Here is a 24,762-nt window from a genome sequence, read left to right as displayed (position 1 = left end):
ATTGAGAGAAGGCAACCAATCCACTTGGACCGGCTGCCTTTCATGTTGTTATTAAGCTATAGTATCAGTTAGCGCACTGCTAATGGAAATTAATCACCATTGCGGTCTTGTCGTCCGATTTCTTAAAGCGGATATGTTGAATACACTCAGGATCGCATTCTTCAAGTTCTATTAATTCTTGAGTATAAAGTTTTATACCTTTATTCAATATTCTTTGCGCAACAAAGCTCCAATACGAACTCTGTTCGGGTACGATATTTGTTGGTAAAAACATCCCATCAGTCAACAATATGATATGTTTTAAACACGTCAGATTAATTTTTCCGTATTCGAAAAAACGAACTGCATCCTTTTCCCCATTTAAGACCCCGTAACCACCATCTGTATTAGCGCGATATCGGTTCTTTTTTATTGTATCAATAACGGTTTCATGAAGATCTTTCTGGCTTTTTAAGCCTTTAGTGATTCCTTCCTGCCATTTAGCGAATGCTGGAGCTTCTAAGTGAGAAACTTGTCTCCATGTTAATGGGCGAACCTCCTCATTATCATACACTGCTAGAGTCATACAATCCCCTGTCTGTATGAACTCCACACCATCATCCTGAATACGAACGATTGCCAATGCCGCTCCCCAAAGTTCTTCCTTTTTCTCCAGATCAATATTAGCGAGCACCATTTGTTCCCTAAGAAGATCATTCACCTCAATCATGTGGTCCTTTAAACTTCCAGGATCAGTAACAGATTCGAAGTAGTTTTTTACCAGATTCGCCGCAATAAAACCGCCAGTTTCCTTTTTGGAATTTAGATAGGGTACCAAGGAAGAAACACCATCCAAAGCTCCATACAAATTTGCTTTCGGATGCGTAATAATGGCATCCTCATTTAATATCCCAACGCCTTTCTTGGTGATCTCCTCATAAGTAACAAACAAGTTGTTCGCCCCTTTCTCAAATTATTCTGTAATACCATTTACTTATTTTGCCATTTTCTCCATTACCAAGTATTGGAACTATCTGCCTGTTACTTGAATGAACAAAATAAGGAGTTACCGCGAGGCAAGCTTCTTTAGTCAAATACACTTGAAGGAATCCTAGCACTAGAGTAGTAACGGATTGCCTTTCCCTTTTCTTCAGCATACTGGATCTCTCTCCTTGTGCTGTTCCCTATGTAACCATCAACATCAATTACGAATATTTCATCAGAAATATCAATCTTTCTAAAATGCATGTTTCCTAGTAATTCAGCTTGTTCTTCTGTTATTTCAAAACCATCGCTTTGCTCAAAGAAGGCAACGCTAATAACGATGTTACCTTGAAGTGTAAGATATGCGTTCGCTTGTTCAAATTGTTCTTTGAATTTTGTAGAACCGCATAAAGTAATGACTCGCATATTCAAATCCCTTTCTCGATTTACTCCTTAATATATTCTTTTATCAGTTTGAATTTCCTTCCAGTAACCTTGAAGTTACCACGCAAAGTAGAGTAAAGGACTGGGGATCCCAGCCCCTCCTCATCAAACCGTACGTGCAGTTTTCCCGCATACGGCTTTCCGACGTTCTTCATCTTGGGCAGTACGGTTTTTCCAAGTGCATAATGTTTTCAGTCCTGTACGTTGAAGCAGAATATGCATCTCCGACCAATTCCGCTTGCGCTTCCTGTGTTTGTTATTCCAGAACTGTCTCAATCTCCTCAGAATGTACCAGTCAACTTTTGCAAGGAGACGGTTTGCCATACTTCGATCCACATCCTGATGAGCGTAGAAGTTACGCCATCCTTGGATCATTGGATTCAGTAGCTCGACCATCAACTTTAACTGCCAGTTTAATCGACCTCTGGATGCGGTTTCTTCCTTCACACGAGTGCGCATCTTCTTCATTGCTTTCTTAGATGGAAAGCTTCGCAGTCGATACTTTGTCCCGTTTTTATGGAGGTAAGGCATCTTCCGATGATGAAAGCCAAGGAAGTCGAACCCGTCCTGGTTCTTCCAAAGACACACTAGCTTTGATTTGGACGTGTTCATGGTCAATTCCAGTTTCCCAAAGATCGCTTTAAGTGTCTGAATCGCCTCGAGCGCCTGCGGTTTGTATCGACACAGAATGACAAGGTAAGTAGCCCGAGGGAATCACACCCTCAGGCCCTCTCAGAACCGGACGTGAACCTCTCGGCTCATCCGGCTCCCATTATCCAGCCGTAGGCAGTATTCCCATCTGCCAATGTGCAAACAGTTTAGGAAGATTCTTTGCAAGTCGTCCCATCCAATTTATCGCCCGTGTCTTGTGCCTCTCCAGTTTCTTGTACTTCCTTCTTGCCCAATGGATGAGTGCCTCGTTCATATGGCGTAAAACGGGATATAGTTGCGACTTGTAGAAGTGTCCATAATAGTTGATCCACCCTCTAATCGAGGTATTGAACATCCGCGACAGGTCATCAATAGCCACGTCCGGTTTCAAATGCATCCGCCAGCCTCTAATCGTCTGTCTCATCGCTTTGCACGCCTTGTTGCTCACTGCTGGCGTGAAGTTGATGAAGTATTTTCCAAACCGATTCTTCGATCGTCTTGGCCGAAAGGTGTACCCCAGAAAGTCGAACTTAATTTCGGAATGCTCCCCTTTTCGGTCATCATCTTTGCAATACACAATTCGCGTTTTATCCGGATGCAGTTCGAGTTTACATTGCGTGAACCGTCCTTTGAGTTGCTCAAGCAGCCGTTCAGCTTCCTCTTTCGTACGACAGTGGATCACTGCATCATCCGCATATCTTGCCCACGGATTATTGAAATGCTCGAGTCCCATCCATTTATCGAATGTATAATGCATGAACAGATTCGCAAGTACTGGGCTGACCCCGCCTTGCGGCGTGCCGGAGGTTCGTTCTACAATGTCTCCATTCTTCATTTGGAACGGAGCTCTTAGCCATCTTTCGATGTAGAGAATGATCCACGCACAGTCCGTATGTTTCTTTACTGCCTTCATAAGCAACCCATGATCGATGTTGTCGAATAGACCTTTAATGTCAAATTCCAACACCCAGTCATATCTCCAACATCTGGTTCTTGTTACTCGAACCGCATCAATCGCGGATTTCCCCGGTCTGTACCCATAGGAGTCGGAGTGAAATATAGGTTCCACCATCGGCTCAAAGACCAGCTTAACTGTCATTTGCGCGATACGATCTGAGACGGTTGGAATCCCCAATATCCTTACCCCGCCATTCTTCTTCGGTATCTCTACCGCCTTAACTGACGGGGGAAAGTAACTTCCCGAGGACATTCTGTTCCAGATTTTAAAGAGGTTGTCTTTCAGGGTTTCCTCAAACTTTTGAATCGACTCTTCATCGACTCCGGCCGCTCCCTTATTCGCTTTGACTCGCTCATAAGCTTCCCATACGATGTGCTTTGAAATTTCATACGACTTTGTTTTGTCCATTTGTTCCTCCCACTTTCGCGGTTGACGTATTTTCAAAACTGGATAACACAGCCCCTTGGCTCCGCCACCTTTTCAGTGGGTTCATCGCTACTACGGGCTATTCCGCCCCTATACTCCGCATTTGTACTTTCATCCTTGCGGGATTTCCGCTTGGATTTTTCCATTCGCATCGGAGTCGTAGGTTCCCACGTTCCGAACAAAAGCCTGTGTTACGTTCACGCCGCCTTCATGCCGGTCACCATCTGGACAGTAAACAGGTTTCCTCCAGACTCATCCCAGGCCAACGACTCCCTCCTGGTTTTGATGACATCCCTACGCTTTCGACACTTTATCAGCCATTGACTTGTGTTCGTCTCCGTAACACTCACCTGACAGAGTCTTGCTCTGCCTTTTCCTTAACGCTCACCACCGACGGCTTTTGACCGCAGCAGCTTAAGGTAGTTTGAAGCCTCCGCCTGCACAGCGACTCCGAAGGGCCCGCCTTCATCTTTTGTTCAGCATTGCTTTGGCTTTCTTACGCGCCATGCATTCGTGGCGCACGATCGTCGGCATACCTTATTAGCTTTCCGAGATGAGAAAATCGTTTTTCCCATATCGTATCGAGGTAGTTGAGATAGATGTTGGCCAAAAGAGGAGATATTACGCCGCCTTGTGGACTTCCGATTTCCGTTTTGTGCCATAAGCCATCCTTCATTACACCTGCTTCAAGCCACTGTCTAATTAACTTCAGTATGCGCCTATCGCAGATGCGTTCTTCGACCAGTTTCATCAGCTTGCTGTGGGAGATATTATCGAAGTAGCCTGTTATATCTACGTCGACCACCCAGTTGATGACGCCCCAATTGATGCTTTCCCGGATGCTCTTTATAGCGTGGTGAGCCGACCGTTTGGGGCGAAATCCGTAAGAGCAATCTTTAAAATCTGATTCAAATATACCTTCGATCACCAGTTTGGTTGCCATCTGAACAGTCCGGTCACGGACTGTTGGAATACCTAATGGACGTGTCTTTCCGTCCGGCTTCGGAATCTCTTTCCGTTTGACCGGAGACGGTCGGTATTCCCCATTCATTAGCTGTTGCCTTATCTCTTCGATGAAGGCTTCTTCGCCAATCTCTCGAACGATGAATTCGATCGTTTGTCCATCGATGCCGGCACTTCCACGATTGGTTTTCACTCTTGTCCATGCTTCTTTCAGGATATCTTTCCTGAATACTTTGTCGTACAGCGCATGAAACTTACGCGTTGGGTTCTCCTTAGCCGCAAGATAGAGGGTATTTTGGAGTTGTCGAGCGTTTTCATTGGTGGCGTTAGCCGTGTATTCGGCATTCACTTGCTCTTACCTCCTTGATATCCCGTAAACGAAGTGGGGTATTGCCTTTCGGCGCCCTTCCCTCCCCGGGGTTATGTTGTCCGCCGGATCATTGGTAGTATGGCCCCCTCCGACTCCCTTCCCGCAGCTTGCCATTTCACCTTTGGGGCTTATAGGTTTGCTCGTTACGAAAAAAAAAAACTTCGTGCGGGGGAGGGTCTCCCTAGTTCCAGACACAACTGTCTCTGCATGCCGCTCCCTTTACACCGGAGGGTTCTTCTGCGCTGCATTCCAAAATCTTCGCGCGTTCCATGGCCTTCGCCGGGGCAGTCGTGGCTCGGCTCCCTCTTGTCCCTTTCGGGTTCACTTTCACGATGCGGTAGGATTCATTTTCATTACGGCCTGCAGATTTGCTTCATCGCGTAAACCGCGACTTTTCACAGGGCTTCAGCCGCCAGATTTCGCCGACGTATGCCTGCTAGCTACGGGGTGGCTTGGACCTTACCCCGACTGAACTTGCATCAGTAAGTTGTGCCTAGCTTGGCTAGGCGCGCACTGCCCGTTAGCTTAACGATCGATCCTCGAATAATGCTATTTTTCCTCAGTCCGGAAAATTTTTCTCAACCAAGGTCTTGATAATTTTCACTCTAATACACTTTATTTGTTTCTTTCATTTTGAATACCAAAACTTTTTTTGAATCGTGCCCTTCGTATTGATCCTCATATTCTGGGTCTAATTGATGTTCTGCTTCTGGTTGTGGTGGCATCGAGCCGCTTGAGAAAAAAGAGCAAACCTTTAAACCACATCGAGTCTTAAAGGTTAAAGTTGGGGGCAAGAGCACTGAGGAGCATCATCACGATGTATGGAGAACAATGAAAAATCCTATTCTCGTGTTCAGACGATGGCACTTCCCTACCAACCAAACCTATTTCTAAAGACGCAATGGAGCGTTTTCTCAGAAAATGGGACACTTCCTTACTCCGTGCGAAAGGGTATTTGAATTTCGCGGGAAAAAGCCAGATTTTACTTATGCAATATGTGGCCAAAAGAATGAACTGTGAACCAAGTACATATTCAGGTGATCCATATTTCGTATTTATTGGTATCGAGCTAGACATCGATCGACTGAGCAAAGAATGGAACCAACGGTACGGGTCAATTTCAATCGAGTATGTAGGGTAGACATATTAACTTCAAAAACCCTGTCCTAAGCATGATGACAGGGTTTTGCTATGTTTTTTCATTTATGTTTCTTTGAAGTGCTTGCCCCTTGGCTTCCCTTACGTTTTCATTCATCTTTGGGCAACTATAACAATTCAATGCAAGTTATCACTACTCGTTTCTTCACTGTTCGCCTACCTTATAAAGGTTATCACACAACCGATTCAAAAGACTGGTCTCATGGCTGACCACGATAACGCCTATGTCTCTGCTTTTGCAGATGCTCAGAAACGCATTCCAAATTTTTGCCTGGGTAATAGCATCCAGCATGGTGGTCATCTCGTCGGCAATAATATATCTTGTGGCGGGATTTAGAGCCCGGACAATGCAGAAGCGCTGCTGCTCACCACCAGAAAGCTCAATGGGCCAGCGATTCATCCATTCCTCCCTTATTCCGAAAGCATCCAGAATGTCCTGCGAGGGCTTATAGGATTCGGTCAAAACGTCCCGCATTCTCCACTTGGGGTTAATCGCCTTTTCTGGGTGCTGGTAAATCAATTGTACCGGGCGAAAAGTCCCCTGTTCCAAAGCCTTTTCGCCTAACGTTACTCGGCCTGTTTTGGGTGAGATATACCCGGCCAACACTCTGGCCAACGTGGTTTTACCGCATCCGCTGTAACCGGATAAACCAAGCACCTCGCCTGGCGCGACAGAAATGTTTATATCCTTAAAAATCCATCGATCCTTTTGATAATGGTAACCTAGATTTTCCCCAGTTAGAGGCATTATGTAAGCCCTCCCTTCCCCTGAAATTCCAAATCAAAATCATTTTGCGGCAACGCCCTCCACAACCTTTGGGTATACTCATTTTTCAAGCGTTCGCCCTTGCCTTCAAAAGCCTCAGCATCTGAGATTTCGATCGTTCTGCCATCCCTGATTACAGCTACCCGGTCTGCGATTTCTAATGCCGACATCAAATCGTGCGTAATCAGCATGACGCCAGCGCCTTCTTTGGCAAACTGCTCCAACTGCTTTAATATTTCAGCAAGTAGCGCCGGGTGAATCCCGGGCGTGGGCTCATCGGCTATGACCAGCCGTACCCCCTTTCGAACGCTGGTTGCAAACAATACTCTGCGCAGCATGCCTCCAGAAAGCTCGTGGGGATATAACTTGCCATCACTTTTCTTCAGACCATACTGCTGAAACAAAGCTTGCTGTACCCTTGTCGCCTCGTTTTTGTCCAAGCCAATCTGAACCTGCTTACCCACGGTCATCAACGGATCGAGATAATTGACCGATTGGGGAATAAATGAAATTTCTCGCCCCCTCAGCTTCGCTTTTCGTTCATCTGTCATCGTTTCACCACGGTATCGGATTTCTCCTTCACAAATGGCATTGCCAGGCAGTATCCCTAGAACAGCGTGGGCTAGCAGGCTTTTACCTGAGCCGCTGGCCCCTACGACAGCAACGATTTCCCCTTCATGGATGTCGACCTGCAAATCAGATATAGGCCGGATCACGCGTTGCTCAGTCCCCTTAACATATTGAGTGAAGCCAATGGACAGGTTTTCCACCTGCAATAACAGTTTTTTCTGTGTGTTACTCACGAGGAATCCCCCTATTCATTTGAACTGGCCGGCTCCATCAAAATTCGAAGCTGCTCACCAATATTGTCAAAACTTTTAATGATGATAACTAACAGCACTCCCGGAAAAACCACCAGCCACCATTTTCCTGTAGAGATATGGCTCATTGCTTCCGATAGAATAATACCGATGGCCGGAGTTTGTGGAGAAAGACCGAATCCCAGGAAGGTAAGAGCGGCTTCATGCAAAATTACATGAGGAAACATCAATAGAAAGCCAATCATAATTTGAGGAAAAATCGAGGGCATGATATGTTTTCTTGCGATATGCCACGTGGATTTCCCATAGCTTTTGGATATTTGGATGTATTCCGCGTTTTTAATTTGAAGCACCTCAGAGCGTACGATTCTAGCGAGCGTTGTCCAATGCGTCAGAGAAATGCCGAGTACAATGCCATAAATGCCGCCACCTACGATGAAGCAAATCAAAACCATGAAAACAAGATGAGGCATTCCTATAAACAAATCGATAACCCAGGATATCGCAGCATCTACTGCTTTGCCAAAGGTGGCCGCACAAATTCCCAACACGGTTGCGATTAGCACGCTGAGCAAGGAGGCAAACGCTCCAACTGATAGTGAAAGACGAAGTCCTTTGATGGTCCGCGTGAACATATCCCGTCCCAGCCAGTCCGTGCCGAAGAGATGTTCAAGACTTGGAGCAAGGTTTTTGCTCGCCGTACTCAGACGGAGATTGTCATTGCTCAGCAAAAAGCTGAGAATCAGAATGGCCACTAGAAAACTAGAAGAAATTGCAAGTAATAGAACCATTTTTTTTCGTACATTCAGCCCTTTTTGTAAGCTCAGCATCTTATCTCTCCCCCCTCATACGCGGATCTACAACCTTATTCAAAATATCCGCAATCAGATTCCCAGCAAATACAAACAAGGAGCTAATTAGAATAATGCCCACCATTAAGGGTAGGTCACCTCGTAACCCCGCAGTGGTCAAGGTACTGCCAAGTCCCGGATACGCAAATACTTGCTCCGCCAGCATAGAGCCTCCGAAAAGCTCGCCGAAGTAGGCAAATTGCAGGGAAATGGCGGGAATGATGGAGTTCCGAAAGCCATGATTAGTAATGATCTGCCACTTGCTCTCGCCCCTTGCCTTCGCAAAGATGACGTACTCTGTGTTTAGGATATCAATCATTTTCTCGCGGGTGTGCATCGCTACATTGGCAACCCCTAGAATGCTTAATGTCAAAGCCGGTAACACGAAATGCCGAACCCGATCTATGAACTGCACGTCACTCTCCAACACCCCGGGGGGTACAGCCAAGCCTACTGGAAACCATTTGAGCCAGACAGCAAAGACAATTAACAGAAGGAGTCCCATCCAGAAGATCGGAGTGGACACCAGCGTGTAGCTGTACCATTTAATGATTTTATCCGTTGTCTTACCCCGATTCACGGCAGCGATCATACCCAGTATATATCCAATAATGCCTGATAAGACCCAGGCCGTACCCATTAAGGCAAGTGATGTTAAAAACCGACTTTTGATAATATCAATAACAGGACTGCGATAAAGCTTTGATGTTCCAAAGTTACCTTGCAGCATCGCCCCTGCCCAGGAAAAGTATTGTTCTACCGGGCTTTTGTCCACGCCCCAGTATTCTTTAATTTTTTCAATTTGTTCCGGCGACGCCGAGCTGTCCCCTGCGATATAAGCATTGATCGGATCCATCGGTGATAGATGAATGAGGGAGAAGGTCAAAATGGATAATCCGATCAGCAAAGTGACAACACGAATCAGACGAATAGTAATGCTTCTTGCCACGTTAACTCTCCTTTCCACACAAGCAAAGGGAGTTCTCAGAAGCGGAGAGCCGCTGAAAACTCCCTATATCCCGTCATATTCAGTGAATCAGTTTTTCCATGTCCATTCCGTTATATTGCCAAACAATGCCCATTCATGACCATGCGAGTGAATCGGTTGCTTGCCGAGACCTAGCTTTTCATTTGCCAGGTACAAGTGGTCCACACGCAGCAGCCAAACAATCGGAGCATCTCCAATTCCGCTGAAGCCAGTTTGTCCGTCCCATTGAGCAAGCTTCCAGTATTTATTCGCCTCTTCCTGTGTGGAAGCCGTAAGGGCTTGATTTAAATACTCGTCAACCTTCGGATTCCGGTAATTTGCCATATTGTTAATACCCTTATCGATTTCACTCGAGGCATTCATCGTGTACAGCTGATACGGGTGATGCCTTCCACCTCCCCATGTTACAGCTGCCGTCTTGCCTTTGAGATAGATCTCATCCCAGGTAGCGCCAATGGTGTTGATCTTGATACCGAGTTCAGTCGCCTGATCGGCAAGAGCCAGAGAAAGGTCGCTACGAAGCTGATCATTGGAACTGAAATAGAGGTCAAACTCTGCTTTGCGACCTTCTTTTTCCAAAATCCCATCCTTGTTGGTATCCACCCAACCTCCACCTTCAAGGATTTTTTTTGCTCCCTGAATGTCGCCGTCTTTTACAACGGTTTTCTCGTTAAACCATGGCAAATTATCACATAAGCAATATGCATTTTTACCATAACCATCCAACGCCACATCAAGAAGCTTCTGACGGTTCAGTCCGATATTGAGCGCTTTGCGAATAGCGACATCGCTGGTTACATCATTTCCAGTCTTGACTTCTTTACCATTGGTCATGCCCTTGCCGCCGCTAGGCTGTGTGGGCAACATGATCCCACGGGAGTCAATACTCTCATAGGCACGAAGCGTCATGCCATCCACCTTTTGCTTAGCGAATGTCGGTGGAACATAGACAATATCAGCTTTGCCGGCCTTTGCGGCTGCTAGGGCCGCATCCTCTTGGAGAAGCAGGAAGGTCAGTTTTTTGAACTGGGGCTTCTTACCGTACCAATAGGAATTATATTCCATAATTACTTGCTGCCCATCGTCGTACTGAACCACTTTATAGGGGCCGGAGCCAATTGGATTTTTGGAGTAGATGTCATTGTAGTGCGCTTTCGGAACAATGCCGATCTCCGTCAGTTGGCTAACAAAAGTCGAACGCGGTTTGTTGATCGTGATGACAATTGTATTACCGGCTGCAACTTCGACCGACTTAACGAACGTCAAATCAAATTTGATTCCGTCCTTCTTGAGCATTTCGTATGTAAATTTGACATCCTCCGGAGTCACCGGCTCACCGTTGGAGAATTTGGCATCATCACGCAGCGGGAACGTCCACGTAAGGCCATCGTCACTGATTTTATAAGATTTCGCGAGATCCCCAATAAAGTTAAGGTCCGAATCGATTGCGAGTAGTGAGCTGTGGGTCAGACGAATTTGTGTCATTCCCCAGCCCTTCTTAGGATCGAACTGTCCGCCGTCCATTTTACCTACAGCTAATACCAAATCCTCTTTAACTGTAGTCGAGTTCGGTGAACTGGATGAGTTATCAGATACCGGAGAACTAGTTGTACAACCTGTCAATAACAAAAGCAATGACAATGCTAATGCTAAATGCGATAAATTCCACTTTTTTATGAATTTTTTTCTATTTTCTTCCATGCGATACCTCCATAGTAGGATGATTGCCAACGATTATTCCTCTTTTCATTCCATTAGCTTAGGCTTGTTAATTCCTTTCTTTACTTTTGTCATAGCAACGCACCCCGCCACAATCAAGATTGTGCCAATGATGGAGAATACATCTGGTATTTCCATCCAAAAAGCAAATCCCCAAAATGCATTGAAGGCAATGCCGATATAACGCACGATTTCTACCACAACAGCATTTTCATGCGTAAATGCTTTGGTCAGGAAAATTTGTGCCATTAACGAAACCACACCAATACAGATCAGATAAAACCATTCCATGGCATTCGGCGAAACAAACTCGTTCCACATGAGAGGAATGGAGACCACTGTGGCAGTTACCATAAAATAAAAGATAATTTCATAGGCATGGTGCTTTCGGCTCAAAAATCGGATACAAATTCCTGCTCCAGCAGAAAAAACAGCCGCCACAATCCCCAGCAATGCAACAACAGAATAGGTGGAATATCCGAAAGGTTTAATAGTAAACAATGCGCCAACAATAACAATTGGCATGATGAGATACACTTTTGGCTGAATCTTTTCTTTTAAGAATAAGCGCGAAAGCAGCATCGTAAAGATCAGCGATGTATTGATAAGCACGATGGCATCCAATAAAGGGATATTCGCAATCGTGTAAAAATAAAAGATCATGTAGAGGGCTCCGCAGCATCCTCGTAAAGCCAGCATCGGAATACCCGATTTTGAAAATTTCACCTTGTCTTTTTTCATCAGATACAGAATTATGACCGTTCCAATTACACTCCTAAAAAAAACAATTTCATTGGATGGAATAGATGCCGCTGTCGCTTTGACAAACGCATTCATGATACTGAAAATTAAGCTGGAGGACATGGCATACACAATACCGCTAATGGCTGCATGGTTTTTAATGAAGTTCATGTTGATTTATATTTCCCTCATTACATATTAATGCGACCTCTTCATCCAAACACTTAGGAACGAAATCATCAGATAACAAGTCCTCTTTATGCTGTTGCGCAAATTGTTTCAGTTTTTGTTCATATCGCTCGATCATTGTATCTATAGTTGGCGTCGACAACGTTAGATTTTGCGCTATGCCCTGTAATAGTTTCAACCTGTAATAGTCTTCATTGGGAACTCTGGGAACGCACCAATAGCCTTCCTGATTTTGGTATACCTTGTGAATGGGTACGGCAGAAAAGTCAAAATACCTGCCCTCCGCATCCGGAGTTGAAAATGGATCTATTAATAAAGACGCATATCTTATGTATAATAAATATTCCTGCTTAATCGCATCAAATGAGGTGAAATTTTCAATATCATCCCGCGACAAGCTTTGAGGTCTTACGGGATACGTGTCATCATTCATAAATTGAAGAAGATTAAAACGTTCTACGTTAAAAGCCTGCAAGATCCCTGTGATTTCTGTCCATTGCTCCAGCAAGTCGCGCATGACATATTGTGTAATCGGACCTTCCGGATAAAACTTGTATGCATATTTAACTGTTTGATCTTCTCCCCCAAATATAAAATCCAGAGCAAACTCGTTCATAAATATCGGCGTATGCACATAGATGGAGATATTTCGGCTCTCCGCTTCATAGGGATTTCTCATTTGTTCAACTGTAACACCCAACTGCTGAAGCATATCCGATAACTTTCCGCATGCTTCCGAATTTTTACTTGAAGAGCCTATGTATATTTTCTTTTTTACTGCTTTTGTCAACACTTCAACAGCAGAGTTCTGACCATTCGTTCCTTTGGTTGCTGCATAATACGTAGATAAACTAATGACTTCAGCCGAACAGCCGTTTCGTTGTAAAAAATTGCTGAACAGTCTGTTTGAGCCTATTGTTGGCGAAACCAAGACAACACATTGCACATGTTTCAAAAGAGCCACATCTAATTGCTTGATCACACTAATATAGGCGTCATTTGTAACCGATAAGATGATCGTATCCCATATGCCGCTAACCGCCTGATACTCTGCAAATGTATCATCGAGAATGCATTCACCGGACATCGCATGATGTTCCTTGTTTTGTACATGTACCCGCACTTTATTATTATTTTCACGCAATTCATTAAAAAATTTTTCTGATCGCGCCGACGATCTGCCAGCAATTCCTAAATGGCACCATAGCTTATTTTTTAGATTAACCCCAATTTGTACCGCCGCTGAACCGGTTCCCAATATCAGTACCCGTTGCAAGCTCATCACCCCTTTTTGTATAAAGCAACATCAAACACATGGTCTGGCTGTGATACCTGCTTCACTATCTTCCAAAGTGAGCTGTCTATATCCTGTAAGGGGTAATTAAACAAAGATTTAAAACTGTTGCCATATCGCATAGCAACAACAACATCCTTGTTTGTCAATGGGTACAGCTGCGTTAAGAGATCAAACTTCTCTTTTATCGTGGAAGCAAATACGATATGTGTAGCCTCCCGGGTAAAGGTCATTTGATCTATCGTGGAAGCTTCAATCGTGATTTTAGCGTTTTCTCCGAGCCTGTTAACAACCGTTTTTGCCAAATAAATAGCTTCCGGGTCAATATCTATGCCCACGACTTCTGCTCCCGTTGTATTTGCGATTAATAAAGGAGTCATCGGGAACGCTCCTGCTCCGATCATGAGCACTTTAGAATCAGAAGTGATCTCAAAACTACCAAACTCGGTTTCGATACAGGCTTCTATATTGTGAAAGTAATCGGCGATACCTTGTCTTTCCTTTTGCAATTCAATCGCTCTATATTTTTCCATTGCCCATACGCAATAGGCGGACTGCTCTCTAAGTTCTGCTACTCGCTTCGCTAAATCAACATCGTTTTGGCGTTCGATTTGTTCCCAAGTCTCTTCATTCTTTTTATCCAATATAAAAGCTGTAAATTCGCCTATTTTCTTTTCCATTTCGTCATAGTTATTTCCATCTTGTTTATGCGTAATATTCAGTTGTCCGAATTCGGATAGAAAAGTGTCCAGTTGATGAATCAACGCAGTTTGATCGTTCATCCTATGTTCCTCCATCAATCATTTATATTGTCCCAATTTAGACAAAAGCTGTTCCTACAGCAGATATATCCACATGCCCTTGAATAGCTAGACCGGTCATCTGGTCTTCTTGATAGTGGGCCCAAACTTCAATCATGCCGCCTGGCTGCTTAATTTCCATATGGATGTCTCTTTGGATTTCATGGGCCACACATGCACCTAATGAAGCTGTGCCTGAACCGCACCCCCGCTCCCATATCATGGTATCCGTATCGGGTATATAAACCAGAGGTTCTATCTCATTGCTTTGCCTTCGGTACAGCATAACTCCTGATGCAGCCTCACCTTGCAACAGCTCAGGAGATTTTACAATAATCTGTGCCATTTCTCGAGAGTAGCTATCGAAATTAGGCACATGAACTACAGCATGAACAATTCCTTGATATCTTATAATCGTAGTCGGAACGTTGACATCTCTGTAATTTATCGTTTTTTTATGTATAGATAGAGGAAGTGGCATATCCAACTTACAAAGATAACCGGTCTGCTGCGCTGTAACCTCACATACCAGAAGCTCGTTCGTCCCAGATACTTCCAAGGGAACTTCCAAACGGTTTCCAGGTTGCAAATTCTTTTTCCACGCCATGACTGCAGCCAAAGACATGGTTGCATTTCCGCAGAACTCTCCAGCCATCATTTGAAGTCTTGCCCATGCCGTATCACTTTCCGAAGATTCAATAAATCCTACCTGTTCGGCAAAAACGTGATCATAGGCCATCATACTGGAAGCCATTCGATTGTACATTTCTCTGGTGTGGAGGCTTTCCACAAGAATGGTCATATTCTGAGTAGGATTTGTTTTTATAAACTTGACTTCCATCCTGCGTTTCGCACCTCAATTTCGTAAGGGACTATGAATATGGAAATTCATATACAGAAAATAACCTATTCTCTTGTCTGAGTAATGTTAATCGTCATAGAGTTCTTGACATATAATATCCCTCTTTTCGTTTTGCAAGTTACAAAAAGTACGAAAGACTAGGTATCTGTTAATAGTAAATAATACTATTAACGTTGGATTAATCGTAACGATAACGATTAATATTGTCAATAATTTCTTTTTTAGTTTTTACTTGTTCGAAAAAAATAAAGTATTAGACTAGAGTTGTTGATTTGACGCGGTTTTGGAGATGGAAAATATTCAGCTTTTGAGAAATAAGTATTAGTCTGAACCACACAGAGACGCAGCGGCAGTCTTAGACTGTAAATAAAGTCTGAGACTGCCGCTGCAATGATTGAACTATCGTTCTGCGTTAGTTTAATGGAATCATACGAGATTTGCCCTCCATAGCCTCTCTGTTTTAGTTAATATTCCTTCATCGAGGACAAGAATAAACTATCTATAAAAGACAAGAATTTGTACGGTTTTTCTCTCTGTCAAAAAACAATATAAAAGAGATGCTGGCGAAATGCCGGCAGCTCCAGTTATTAATAATAAGTTGTTTCTTTACCCCGCGCTGCCTATGCCAAGTTACGTCATTAAATTTCTAACATACTTATCGACATATCGCTGCAGTTCTTTATTCTGCTCAGTGGGGTTATCATACACCATCATAGCCACTTACGTGGACGGGAAAACAGTAGAGTCTCATTGCTCGCTCATGCCGAACCCACCGCTCGAAAATTGGAATTGATAATGCTAGGTACTTATCAAGGACGGCGATTATATTAGCTTGAATGGAACCGAAAGATATGTAGAAAAATTGGAAAACAGGTAACGCCGAACGATTCACAGTATTATTTTCGTTAAAATATTGGTGCACCCCCTCCTTGGGCAAATTTCTAATTAGATTTCTCTCGTTTGTTGAATTTATTTACTCTTAGACAAGTCCTGTCGATCATAAGGTTTACACCGTCTTCAACCAGAGTAAGTACTTTCGTTATAATTCGTATATAATGTGCGGCCAAGTCTCTTCTTATCGATGCGGCCTGTATCTGTTAACTAAAAGTACGCCAGCGTAATCATTTAAAACTCCCCCACTTAAACCTATATAACCACAGAGTCAATTAGACGATGTGGGTTCGGGAGAGATGATCAACTTGATCCAGAAACAGAATATTATCCTGATGAATTACCGAGAAGGATGATCTCAAAGAGAGATCAGTCGAATGATAGGGGTGAATCGAAGACGGCATCAACATTTACTTGTAGGCATTCAACAGAAGATACTCCCATTATTAAATTCACCAAGCTTTTGCGAAACTTTCTTGGTAAGATGAGCGTCCTTATTGATCGAGCAAGCGTTGTTCATATCTTGTTTTGTTTCGTCGATTTGATTTTGGTCTGCTCGCATTTGATTCACCTTTCCCTCATTTGAGATGGCGCGAATGGAAAAAAACTGAAAGAGAAGAAACTAGTGACCCCTAGTTTCTTCAAAGGAAATTTCTCGATTCTGTATTCATAGCTGAGATTGCGTTCCTTGGCTTCCCGGACTACGGATCGGTATTGCTTGAGGATGGTCGGTTATCGAATGTCCAAAATTTTTATTTTTTCGCTATATACAGCAGCAATCTTATCAAATAATTAACGCAACTTTTGCACCTAATACAGTAGTCTAATCTTGCTACTCTAAGAGCACAGAAGAAAAATTTCCACTCTTGGCAGAAAAACACCTTAGGTCAATGACACTTTTCAACACATAACTTATCTTATGTACTGAAAAAACCAGCCCCCTTAAACTTAAACGAACTGGATTACGCTGCATTCATTCTACTATCGTTTTTCGTTAGTTAGTCACCTAACCCGAAATACTTAAATCTTTTTTCTCACAAGTAATTATGGTTACCCCAGAGTGATCACTTGTTTTTTAATGCTTTCGAACAACTGAACCTATCCCGAAAGCTAATACTTTCGTTAATTCACAAAAAATGGAGAACCGATCTCCATTTCATTTGAATCTATTTACCTTTCTTCGACATTAAACTATGAACGATCATCCCGGTTACGACACCAAGAATACCTGTCCAAGACAGACTAGAAGGAAATGCCGCATCGAGTATCACTAATTCGCCAATGACTGTAAAAATGATTTCTCCGGCTTGAGTCGCTTCTACAGCAGCCAGTTGATGTGCGGATCTTTTTACCATTTCTGTCGCTTTGAAAAAAAGAACGGTTGCAACGACTCCCGAACAAACGGCTACAAGAGCAGATTGGCCGATTTGCCCTGCGCTCGGTACGCCAGCATGAACCAAAGCACAGAGAGAAAGCAATATCCATAACGGAAGGCTGGCCAGTGTCATGCCAAGAACACGCTGGTAGGTATCCAGCCGTCCTCCGCAAACCTCCATCATCTTACGATTGCCAAGCGGATAAGCAAAAGCTGCTAGAAGAACAGGCACCACGCCTAAAAGCGCGTCTTTTATGGAGAGGTGGCCGTCATGATCCGTCTGTATAACAATTACCCCAAATAAGATGATGAGAGAAATCAACAGACCTCTTAACGGGGTTTTTTCCTTTATCCTAATAGGCCCACTCTTTGTTACTATTACCTTGCTGAATAATGGAGTAAGTAATGAACCCGCAATAATGGTTACCTGCCAGGTAGCTGCAATCAACCACCCAGGTCCGTAGGCAGCGGAAAAACACAGCGGTACATAAAATAATCCGAATCCTACCATGCTCCAGCCCATCCATACTCCTAACTGCTTTCTCATATCAAAAAGCAAGGCCCGGAGATTCCCCCTATTCCAGACAATCAACAATAGGATAGGAAACATGAATAGAAAACGAAGCGAAGCGCTCCATACCCAATATCCGCCGGACAGCTCCATAGACCGGTTCATGATGAAAGAAAATGAAAAAAAAAAAGGATGCCATAATGCCATAAAGCATCGGAAGAAATGATTTCATCCTGCCAGATAAGCTTCTTTTACTTGATCGTTGACAAGCAATTTTTTTGCGTCATCCTCCAGAATAAATTCACCGGTCTGTATGACATAACCGCGATGGGCGATTTGCAGCGCTTGGTATGCGTTTTGTTCTACGAGCAGAATCGTCATCCCTGTTCGGTTCATCTCCTGAATAATTTCAAAGATTTGATCCACGATGACGGGAGCCAATCCCATCGATGGTTCGTCGAGCAGCAATAGCTTAGGTTTCATCATGAGCGCACGGGCTATGGCAAGCATTTGTTGTTCGCCGCCACTCATGGTGCCGCCTGCTTGGTGCAAGCGTTCTCTCAAACGTGGAAAGTAATCGAATGACTGTTCCATACGCTCTTTTATCACTTTTTTATCTTTAACTGAAAATGCGCCCATCTCCAAATTCTCCTTAACAGTTAGCCTTGGGAATATGCGCCGGCCCTCCGGGACATGAGCAATGCCTTCCATCGCCGTTTGATGAGGTGGCCAAGCCGAAATATCACGCTTATCAAATAAAATGGAGCCTTTCGTTTTCACCTGACCGCAAATGGATTTAAGTGCTGTGGATTTTCCCGCTCCGTTGCAACCGATCAACGTGACTATTTCCCCTTCATTCACATGAAGTGAGATTCCCTTTAATGCTTGGATACCTCCATAGTAAGCCTGGACCTCTTGAAGCTGCAGTAAGCTCATGATTTCACCTCTTGACCTAGGGCACTTTTACCTAAATAGGCTTCGATCACACGCGGATTCGAACGAATCTCATATGGGGATCCTTCAGCTATCTTTTCACCGTGATCCAGAACTAGAATGCGATCAGAAATCTCCATGACGAGTTTCATATCGTGCTCAATCAATATGATCGATACGTCCAGCTCCTGTTGAATGCTTCGAATAAGCTCGGTTAGTTCTTTTGTTTCACGCGGATTCATTCCTGCGGCGGGTTCATCCAGCAGTAGTACTTTTGGTTTAACCGCTAGCGCTCTCGCGATTTCAAGCCGCCTTTGCGCTCCGTAAGAAAGGCTGTTTGCATTTTCATTGAGATGAGGCTCGAGACCAACATATTGCAATAGTCGGTATGCTTCATCCATCGCATTTTGTTCCTCAAGTCGAATCTTAGTAAGTCCTAGTAAAGTGCTTAATATTCCGCCTTTTAAATGAATATGCATGCCGACCATCACATTTTCAAGAACCGTCATATTTCCAAACAGTCTAATATTTTGAAAGGTCCGGGCTATGCCCTTTTCTGTAATTCGATCCGGCTTAACCTTCACAATCGATTTACCTTCCAATTCGATTTCACCTTCATCAGGCGCATAAATACCGGTGATTATATTGAAAAAAGTCGTTTTCCCGGCACCATTCGGACCGATAACAGCGGAAATTTCACCTTTTTGAAACTCAAATTGAACTCCGTTAACGGCAACCAATCCGCCAAATCGTTTGACCAAATTATTAACACGCAAAACGGTCATTGGGCGATCCCTCCGCTTTGAGGATTTACTTTCTGTACGGAAGCTGATGAAATTCGTTCCTGAATCAGCTTTTCGTTCACTCTGCGATTTTTCACCGAAATCAATCCGTTTGGCCTAAAGACGGCAAAGAGGATCAGAATGGCTCCAAAAATAAACCTCTGCATCTTGGATGGAGATAAGGCAAATGGAATGTGGACTACGCCTTGCAGTGTTAATTGATTTAACCAATTAGTAAATTCCGTAAGCACCTGCAGGTTGAGAATCGTAATAAGTGCAGCTCCAAGTATAACGCCAGGAACACTCCCCATTCCTCCTAATACAACCATGACCAAAATCGTAATGGACTCAAGTAATGTGAAGCTGGAAGGATCAATAAACGTTTGTTTGGCTGCAAAGACGACTCCCATCATCCCGGAGAAGGAAGCTCCCACAGCGAACGCTGTCAACTTCGTGCGAATTAACGGAACCCCCATGGATTGTGCGGCAATTTCATTCTCCCGAACTGCCTTCCAGGAACGACCCATTCGAGAATGTTCAAATCTCTTTACTCCGAAAATCACAAAAGCCAAGATCGCTATCACAATGAAATAAAATTGATGAGGATGCGTAAATTCAAATCCGAAAAGATTTGGAGGCTTGATCGACGATATGCCCTTAGCGCCGTTCGTAATGTTAACTGGCTTCTCCAGGTTGTTGAAGATGATGCGGATCATTTCCCCGAAGCCCAATGTCACGATAGCGAGATAATCTCCTTTCACCCTAAGGACAGGCAGGCCGAGAATGACCCCGAACAGTGCAGCCATAAAGCCGCCTACAAAAATAAACAGCCAAAACGCAGAGCCCGAAATAGGAAACAAATCACCTGGGATGAAGTGATTCGCCTGAGCGGTAGAGAAGATGCCATACGTATAAGCTCCAATCGCGAAAAAAGCGACAAAACCCAAATCCAGAAGCCCTGCAAAACCGACCACGATATTCAGCCCGAGCGCCATCGCGATATAAATCCCGCTCTGCGTTGCAACTTCCATATAAGATTCATAGGCGGGACCTCCCGATGAAGCAAACGGAATAACTAGAATTAGCATGACTCCGCCGATAATCCATTTGACTTTATTTGAAAATGAAGTGTAGTAAAGCAAAAGCAAGGATGCCAGCAATAATAAAAAGGCAATGACCGATTTAGCCGTCATATATACACTTAGTGCTGTAACCGAGACGAGAAGGACAAGTATCCGTGCTTGCATTTTCGAGTTTTGCGCTAATGCCTGCTTTATTTTATCCATAATGGGTCACCTACACTTTCTCTTTGACGGCTTTGCCAAACAGACCTTCGGGTTTGAATATCAATACGATGATTAAAATCATAAAGGCAAACACATCTTTATACTCCGAACCGAAGCTGCCGTTCGTCAGTAAGCCAAGATTAGAAGAAGCGAACATCTCTAATAACCCAATGACCAGTCCACCAAACATGGCACCCCGAATGTTTCCTATACCTCCAAGCACAGCTGCCGTGAAGGCTTTCAACCCTAATATATAGCCGATAAATGGATCGATCGTACCATACTGCTGCGCAAACAAAACCCCTGTAGCCCCGCCTAAAGCTGAACCGATGAAAAAGGTCAGAATAATGATTTTATTCACATTAATTGACATCAATGAAGCCGTTTCACGATCTTGCGCTACCGCCCGCATGGCCACTCCCCATTTGGTACGATTGATAAAAAAATCAAGGGAGATCATCAACAATACAGCCACTACGATAATGATGATCGTATTGGTTTTCAAAGAAGCATCTCCGAGCCATGATCCAAGAGAAGAAGTGCCGATAGTCACATTTTTATCGAACAACGTAATACCGCTTATGATGTAGTTTCCTGTTCTCAATTCGGATATAAAGCGAACGAGATCTTGAACCACGAAGGAAACACCAATCGCAGAGATAAGTGAAATCAGCTTGGGCGCTTTTCGGAGAGGCTTATAAGCAATTCGTTCAATTCCCACCCCCAACAATCCCGTAAACAGCATGGCGATAGCAAGGATTAGAACGTATGCAACCCATCCCGGCATACCACTAAGCCACCCTGTAGATTGAAAAAGGAACAATACCCCTGTCCCGACGAATGCCCCAGTCATAAAAATCTCGCCGTGTGCAAAATTGATCAATTCGAGAATACCGTATACCATGGTATATCCTAAGGCAACGACCGCATAAATAGCTCCTAAAGCAAGCCCGTCGATCAATACTTGGGGGAGTGAGTGCAGGATGTTTAGGATCATGAAGCTTCTCCTTTCGCAGGTGAATAAACCGTAAAGAGGTATATCCATAAAGCACATACCTCTTACTTTAAGTTGAATGATGTTGAAATTAGGTTTACTTCCCTACTTCAGAAATCATGGTACCCGGATATTTCGGACCTTCAAATTTGTAGATAAATACTTTTGCGTATGTATTGTCGCCTTTGCCATCAAAGGAAACCTTCGTGGCAACACCTTGGAAGTCTTTGGTGGCGCGCACCGCATCACGAACTTTTTCGCGGACAGGTACTTTTCCACCGTCTGCGCTGCTCGCAGTTTTAATGCCATTTAGAATAATGGTCATACAGTCATATGCGTAAGCTGAGTAACCGTCAGGAGCTTTGCCAAATTTAGATTTATACTGATCGGCCCACTTCATGCCATCCGGCGTTTTTGTAATATCAGTTGAGATGGAAGCGTACAAGGCGTCTTTTACTTTATCACCGGCTACATCAACCAGACCTTGCGTGTCCCACCCGTCTGCACCCATGAAAGGAGCCGTAATTCCTTTGTCGCGTGCTTGTTTGATAAGCAGTCCGCCTTCGGCATATAATCCTCCGAAGAAGACAAAGTCCGGTTTCTTGCTAAGCGCAATGTTAAGCACCCCGTTGAAATCCTTCTCACCTATTGTAATCCCCTCATAACCGACAATGGTTGCCCCTTGCTTCGTGGCCGCGTCTTTAAACGCTTCTGCCAAGCCTTGACCGTAGGCTGTTTTGTCTTGAATGACGAAAATATTTTTGGCTTTCACTGTTTTAAACGCATAATCAGCAGCCGCAGGACCTTGGAAATCATCCCTCGCAACAATTCGGTTCACGACCTTCAGATTACGGTCGGTTACCTCCGTTGCCGTATTGGACGGCGAAACCATGACAATATTGTTCTTCTCGTATACGACTGAGGAAGGTATAGCTACGCCTGAGTTCATATGTCCGACGATTCCGAGAATCGATTGATCAGCACTGATGATCTCGGCATTGGCAACGCCTTTCTTTGGATCTGCTTGGTCGTCATAAGGGACCAGCTGCAGTTCAAAACCCAGCTTGTCAAATTCCACTTTATGGTCATCCAAAGACATCTGAGCACCTAGCTTAATAGCTTCACCTTGAACGGCGCTGCCTCCTGACAAAGGGGACTGGGTCGCAATCTTGATAACGCTCTTAGTGACTGCGCTGCTAGGTTTAGTCGTTTCTGTAGTTGAATTTGTGCTTGTACTTGTGCTTGTTCCGCACCCTGCCAACAAACCCATGGCAAGTGCTGATACTGAGATCATAAGAGCCACTTTCTTCAAAATCATGAAACAACCTCCTCAGATAGTTTGGTACGCAAAAATACCGATATTGCAGCATTCAGAACTTCGGATCAGAGACGAAATTCATACAAAACTACTCAATCGGCATTTTCAATAACATGAACCTTACATAATTATAATAATGAAATCGGAAATTTATGTCAATATACCTGACACAAATTAGATATATTCTATGAATTCATTCTTTTTATGTTATATTTAATAACATATTAAGTAATGTTTTTATCAGTTACACACATGTTCATCCTATTATTCCAAAATTAGGAATTAAAAGATTTCTCAAAAACAAAAAAAAGTCCAGCCACAAGATCTGGCTGACAAAGAAGATTAGCTTAACGCCACCCAGCCAAAAAGCATGCTTCTGATCTTTGACAGGACCTCGGAGGTTTTACAATTTCATTTCCAACAAAGACCGGATGTCCATGTCAGAAAACATTACTTATCAACCGAAAATCGTGGTTTTGCGTCATGTTTAGTCACATAGTACAACCAAAACAACATATATAATATACCAAGCGTTATTTGTTTGAAGGAGGACGGAAACTATGGCTTGGAAACCGAGAAAAGTCGCTATTGTCGGGATGGGATTAGTTGGTTCAAACTGTGCTTACGCCATAATCAATCAGTCCGTTTGCGAAGAATTAATGCTTATTAATCGCACGCCAGACTACCGCATTGGCTCAAGCATTAGACCTGTCTCACTGTATGGACTTCACTCAATCGCGGACCAAGGTATTTGCGGGCAATTTCGATCAATGTGGGGATGTAGATGTAGTGATTCTGACACCTGGGGCAAGCATGAACAAAAATCAGAACCGTCTTGATCTGATGGAATCTTCCATTCATATCATGAAGAATATCATTCAACCGATCATCCAAAGTGGGTTTAACGGAATCTTCCTTGTTGCCACAAATCCTGTAGACATCATTACATATATCGTATGGAAATTATCCGGTCTTCCCCGAAATCGTGTGATCGGAACAGGCACCTCCATCGACAGTTCACGGCTGAAAATGATCTTAACCGAAATTTTTCCAGTCGAACCGAAGAGCGTTCAAGGGTATGTACTCGGTGAACATGGTGACTCCCAGTTCGTGGCTTGGTCACACGTAACCATTGGCGGTAAACCGCTGCATCAGATCATAAGCCAGCATCCGCATCGATTCGGTCTCGTCGATCTTGATCAATTGGAGCAACGGACCAAACTGGCTGGATGGGAAATATTCAACCTTAAAGGATCCACTTCTTTTGGTATCGGCAATGCATTAGCTTTCATCACTCGATCTGTGCTAAATGATGATCACAAGATTATCGCCGTATCCGCGATCTTAGATGGAGAATACGGTGAGAGAAACGTATGTATTGGCGTTCCTGCCATCATATCTCGAGAAGGAGTTAAGGAAGTAGTTGAGCTACATCTCGATAATATGGAACAAGAGAAACTTAGTTACTCCTGTAGCGTAATTCGTAAGCACCTTCTCCAAGCGTCTATTATCGGCAGTTTGTGATGCCCAAAACGGAACAATAAGGGAATCCTATCCAAGTACCGAATAGTAAGAAGTCTATGCCCTGCTAGGAGGAAATCTTTCATCATGCACTCTGCATCCCAATCCAACCGCAAGTCCAAAACTTCGAATCCGGTGTCAACACATACGCCGACTGCATACATTAATTTCTTCTGGAGTTGGATTC

21 protein-coding genes and 1 pseudogene are annotated in these 24,762 nt (G+C 43.8%); 2 read left to right on the top strand and 20 right to left on the bottom strand.

The features are described from left to right. Positions 1-79 precede the first annotated feature (79 nt). From QFZ78_RS32595 to ltrA (QFZ78_RS32575), 5 genes are all read right to left on the bottom strand, one after another. A complete protein-coding gene (locus QFZ78_RS32595; RefSeq protein WP_307553484.1) occupies positions 80-931 on the bottom strand; it encodes a protein phosphatase 2C domain-containing protein in 852 nt (283 codons plus the stop codon). 134 nt (positions 932-1,065) lie between these two features. Then, positions 1,066-1,389 carry a hypothetical protein gene (locus QFZ78_RS32590; protein ID WP_307553483.1) on the bottom strand — a complete coding sequence of 108 codons (324 nt, stop codon included), beginning with the start codon at positions 1,387-1,389 and terminating at the stop codon, positions 1,066-1,068. A 123-nt stretch (positions 1,390-1,512) separates the two neighbouring features. Then, complete coding sequence (locus QFZ78_RS32585; RefSeq protein WP_307553482.1) at positions 1,513-2,019, bottom strand: group II intron maturase-specific domain-containing protein; 507 nt, start codon at positions 2,017-2,019, stop codon at positions 1,513-1,515. Between the two features lie 160 nt (positions 2,020-2,179). Continuing rightward, entirely contained in the window at positions 2,180-3,424 is a 1,245-nt protein-coding gene (ltrA, locus tag QFZ78_RS32580; RefSeq protein ID WP_307553481.1) for a group II intron reverse transcriptase/maturase, read from the bottom strand. Between the two features lie 514 nt (positions 3,425-3,938). After that, positions 3,939-4,754, bottom strand: coding sequence for a group II intron reverse transcriptase/maturase (gene ltrA / locus QFZ78_RS32575; RefSeq protein WP_307553480.1), 816 nt, complete (start codon positions 4,752-4,754; stop codon positions 3,939-3,941). Positions 4,755-5,613: 859 nt separating this feature from the next. On the opposite strand from ltrA (QFZ78_RS32575), the gene QFZ78_RS38675 reads away from it, so the two are divergent. Beyond that, positions 5,614-5,916: a CobW C-terminal domain-containing protein gene (locus QFZ78_RS38675; RefSeq protein WP_373461151.1), complete on the top strand. Its 303-nt coding sequence runs from the start codon at positions 5,614-5,616 to the stop codon at positions 5,914-5,916. A 162-nt stretch (positions 5,917-6,078) separates the two neighbouring features. On the opposite strand, the gene QFZ78_RS32570 is transcribed toward QFZ78_RS38675, so the two are convergent. The 15 genes from QFZ78_RS32570 to QFZ78_RS32500 all read right to left on the bottom strand — a co-directional run bounded on the left by QFZ78_RS32570 (position 6,079) and on the right by QFZ78_RS32500 (position 23,054). Next, the gene (locus QFZ78_RS32570; protein WP_307553479.1) at positions 6,079-6,681 is read right to left on the bottom strand and encodes an ABC transporter ATP-binding protein; all 603 of its coding nucleotides are present in this window, start codon (positions 6,679-6,681) and stop codon (positions 6,079-6,081) included. Further along, positions 6,681-7,502 (bottom strand): ATP-binding cassette domain-containing protein, encoded by an 822-nt coding sequence (locus QFZ78_RS32565; protein WP_307553478.1) that lies wholly within the window; start codon positions 7,500-7,502, stop codon positions 6,681-6,683. Before QFZ78_RS32565 ends, QFZ78_RS32570 begins: the two co-directional genes overlap by 1 nt. An 11-nt stretch (positions 7,503-7,513) precedes the next feature. Then, positions 7,514-8,350, bottom strand: coding sequence for an ABC transporter permease (locus QFZ78_RS32560; protein WP_307553477.1), 837 nt, complete (start codon positions 8,348-8,350; stop codon positions 7,514-7,516). 1 nt (position 8,351) lies between these two features. Next, positions 8,352-9,320 (bottom strand): ABC transporter permease, encoded by a 969-nt coding sequence (locus tag QFZ78_RS32555; protein ID WP_307553476.1) that lies wholly within the window; start codon positions 9,318-9,320, stop codon positions 8,352-8,354. An 87-nt stretch (positions 9,321-9,407) separates the two neighbouring features. Further along, on the bottom strand, positions 9,408-11,060 hold the full coding sequence (locus tag QFZ78_RS32550; protein ID WP_307553475.1) for an ABC transporter substrate-binding protein: 1,653 nt from the start codon (positions 11,058-11,060) through the stop codon (positions 9,408-9,410). 45 nt (positions 11,061-11,105) lie between these two features. Continuing rightward, positions 11,106-11,990: a DMT family transporter gene (locus QFZ78_RS32545; protein WP_307553474.1), complete on the bottom strand. Its 885-nt coding sequence runs from the start codon at positions 11,988-11,990 to the stop codon at positions 11,106-11,108. Next, complete coding sequence (locus tag QFZ78_RS32540; RefSeq protein WP_307553473.1) at positions 11,977-13,290, bottom strand: opine metallophore biosynthesis dehydrogenase; 1,314 nt, start codon at positions 13,288-13,290, stop codon at positions 11,977-11,979. The genes QFZ78_RS32545 and QFZ78_RS32540 overlap by 14 nt, the downstream gene beginning before the upstream one ends. Then, positions 13,290-14,084 (bottom strand): SAM-dependent methyltransferase, encoded by a 795-nt coding sequence (locus tag QFZ78_RS32535; RefSeq protein ID WP_307553472.1) that lies wholly within the window; start codon positions 14,082-14,084, stop codon positions 13,290-13,292. Before QFZ78_RS32535 ends, QFZ78_RS32540 begins: the two co-directional genes overlap by 1 nt. Before the next feature lie 37 nt (positions 14,085-14,121). Continuing rightward, positions 14,122-14,943: a histidine racemase CntK family protein gene (locus QFZ78_RS32530; protein ID WP_307553471.1), complete on the bottom strand. Its 822-nt coding sequence runs from the start codon at positions 14,941-14,943 to the stop codon at positions 14,122-14,124. Between the two features lie 2,078 nt (positions 14,944-17,021). Further along, on the bottom strand, positions 17,022-17,906 hold the full coding sequence (locus QFZ78_RS32525; RefSeq protein ID WP_373461150.1) for a DMT family transporter: 885 nt from the start codon (positions 17,904-17,906) through the stop codon (positions 17,022-17,024). A gap of 63 nt (positions 17,907-17,969) precedes the next feature. Continuing rightward, positions 17,970-18,677: an ABC transporter ATP-binding protein gene (locus tag QFZ78_RS32520; RefSeq protein ID WP_307553469.1), complete on the bottom strand. Its 708-nt coding sequence runs from the start codon at positions 18,675-18,677 to the stop codon at positions 17,970-17,972. Further along, positions 18,674-19,459: an ABC transporter ATP-binding protein gene (locus QFZ78_RS32515; protein WP_307553468.1), complete on the bottom strand. Its 786-nt coding sequence runs from the start codon at positions 19,457-19,459 to the stop codon at positions 18,674-18,676. The genes QFZ78_RS32520 and QFZ78_RS32515 overlap by 4 nt, the downstream gene beginning before the upstream one ends. After that, positions 19,456-20,742, bottom strand: a complete 1,287-nt coding sequence (locus QFZ78_RS32510) for a branched-chain amino acid ABC transporter permease (RefSeq protein WP_307553467.1) — start codon at positions 20,740-20,742, stop codon at positions 19,456-19,458. The genes QFZ78_RS32515 and QFZ78_RS32510 overlap by 4 nt, the downstream gene beginning before the upstream one ends. Positions 20,743-20,752: 10 nt before the next feature. Then, positions 20,753-21,739: a branched-chain amino acid ABC transporter permease gene (locus QFZ78_RS32505; protein WP_307553466.1), complete on the bottom strand. Its 987-nt coding sequence runs from the start codon at positions 21,737-21,739 to the stop codon at positions 20,753-20,755. A gap of 94 nt (positions 21,740-21,833) precedes the next feature. After that, entirely contained in the window at positions 21,834-23,054 is a 1,221-nt protein-coding gene (locus QFZ78_RS32500; RefSeq protein ID WP_307553465.1) for a branched-chain amino acid ABC transporter substrate-binding protein, read from the bottom strand. Positions 23,055-23,614: 560 nt separating this feature from the next. On the opposite strand from QFZ78_RS32500, the pseudogene QFZ78_RS32495 reads away from it, so the two are divergent. Next, positions 23,615-24,578 (top strand): annotated as a pseudogene (locus QFZ78_RS32495) (L-lactate dehydrogenase). The last annotated feature ends 184 nt before the right edge of the window (positions 24,579-24,762 follow it).

The organism is Paenibacillus sp. V4I5, assembly GCF_030817255.1.
Lineage (GTDB): Bacteria > Bacillota > Bacilli > Paenibacillales > NBRC-103111 > Paenibacillus_E.
The sequence above is the reverse complement of the archived record's forward strand: the minus strand, read 5'-3'. Positions and strand labels throughout refer to the sequence as shown.

Bases quoted from the DNA above. Each gene is read 5' to 3' on its own strand.
- QFZ78_RS32590 (WP_307553483.1), bottom strand. From the start codon at position 1,389: ATGCGAGTCATTACTTTATGCGGTTCTACAAAATTCAAAGAACAATTT.
- QFZ78_RS32585 (WP_307553482.1), bottom strand. From the start codon at position 2,019: ATGAACACGTCCAAATCAAAGCTAGTGTGTCTTTGGAAGAACCAGGAC.
- ltrA (WP_307553481.1), bottom strand. From the start codon at position 3,424: ATGGACAAAACAAAGTCGTATGAAATTTCAAAGCACATCGTATGGGAA.
- QFZ78_RS32570 (WP_307553479.1), bottom strand. From the start codon at position 6,681: ATGCCTCTAACTGGGGAAAATCTAGGTTACCATTATCAAAAGGATCGA.
- QFZ78_RS32560 (WP_307553477.1), bottom strand. From the start codon at position 8,350: ATGCTGAGCTTACAAAAAGGGCTGAATGTACGAAAAAAAATGGTTCTA.
- QFZ78_RS32550 (WP_307553475.1), bottom strand. From the start codon at position 11,060: ATGGAAGAAAATAGAAAAAAATTCATAAAAAAGTGGAATTTATCGCAT.
- QFZ78_RS32545 (WP_307553474.1), bottom strand. From the start codon at position 11,990: ATGAACTTCATTAAAAACCATGCAGCCATTAGCGGTATTGTGTATGCC.
- QFZ78_RS32540 (WP_307553473.1), bottom strand. From the start codon at position 13,290: ATGAGCTTGCAACGGGTACTGATATTGGGAACCGGTTCAGCGGCGGTA.
- QFZ78_RS32535 (WP_307553472.1), bottom strand. From the start codon at position 14,084: ATGAACGATCAAACTGCGTTGATTCATCAACTGGACACTTTTCTATCC.
- QFZ78_RS32530 (WP_307553471.1), bottom strand. From the start codon at position 14,943: ATGGAAGTCAAGTTTATAAAAACAAATCCTACTCAGAATATGACCATT.
- QFZ78_RS32525 (WP_373461150.1), bottom strand. From the start codon at position 17,906: ATGAACCGGTCTATGGAGCTGTCCGGCGGATATTGGGTATGGAGCGCT.
- QFZ78_RS32520 (WP_307553469.1), bottom strand. From the start codon at position 18,677: ATGAGCTTACTGCAGCTTCAAGAGGTCCAGGCTTACTATGGAGGTATC.
- QFZ78_RS32515 (WP_307553468.1), bottom strand. From the start codon at position 19,459: ATGACCGTTTTGCGTGTTAATAATTTGGTCAAACGATTTGGCGGATTG.
- QFZ78_RS32510 (WP_307553467.1), bottom strand. From the start codon at position 20,742: ATGGATAAAATAAAGCAGGCATTAGCGCAAAACTCGAAAATGCAAGCA.
- QFZ78_RS32505 (WP_307553466.1), bottom strand. From the start codon at position 21,739: ATGATCCTAAACATCCTGCACTCACTCCCCCAAGTATTGATCGACGGG.
- QFZ78_RS32500 (WP_307553465.1), bottom strand. From the start codon at position 23,054: ATGATTTTGAAGAAAGTGGCTCTTATGATCTCAGTATCAGCACTTGCC.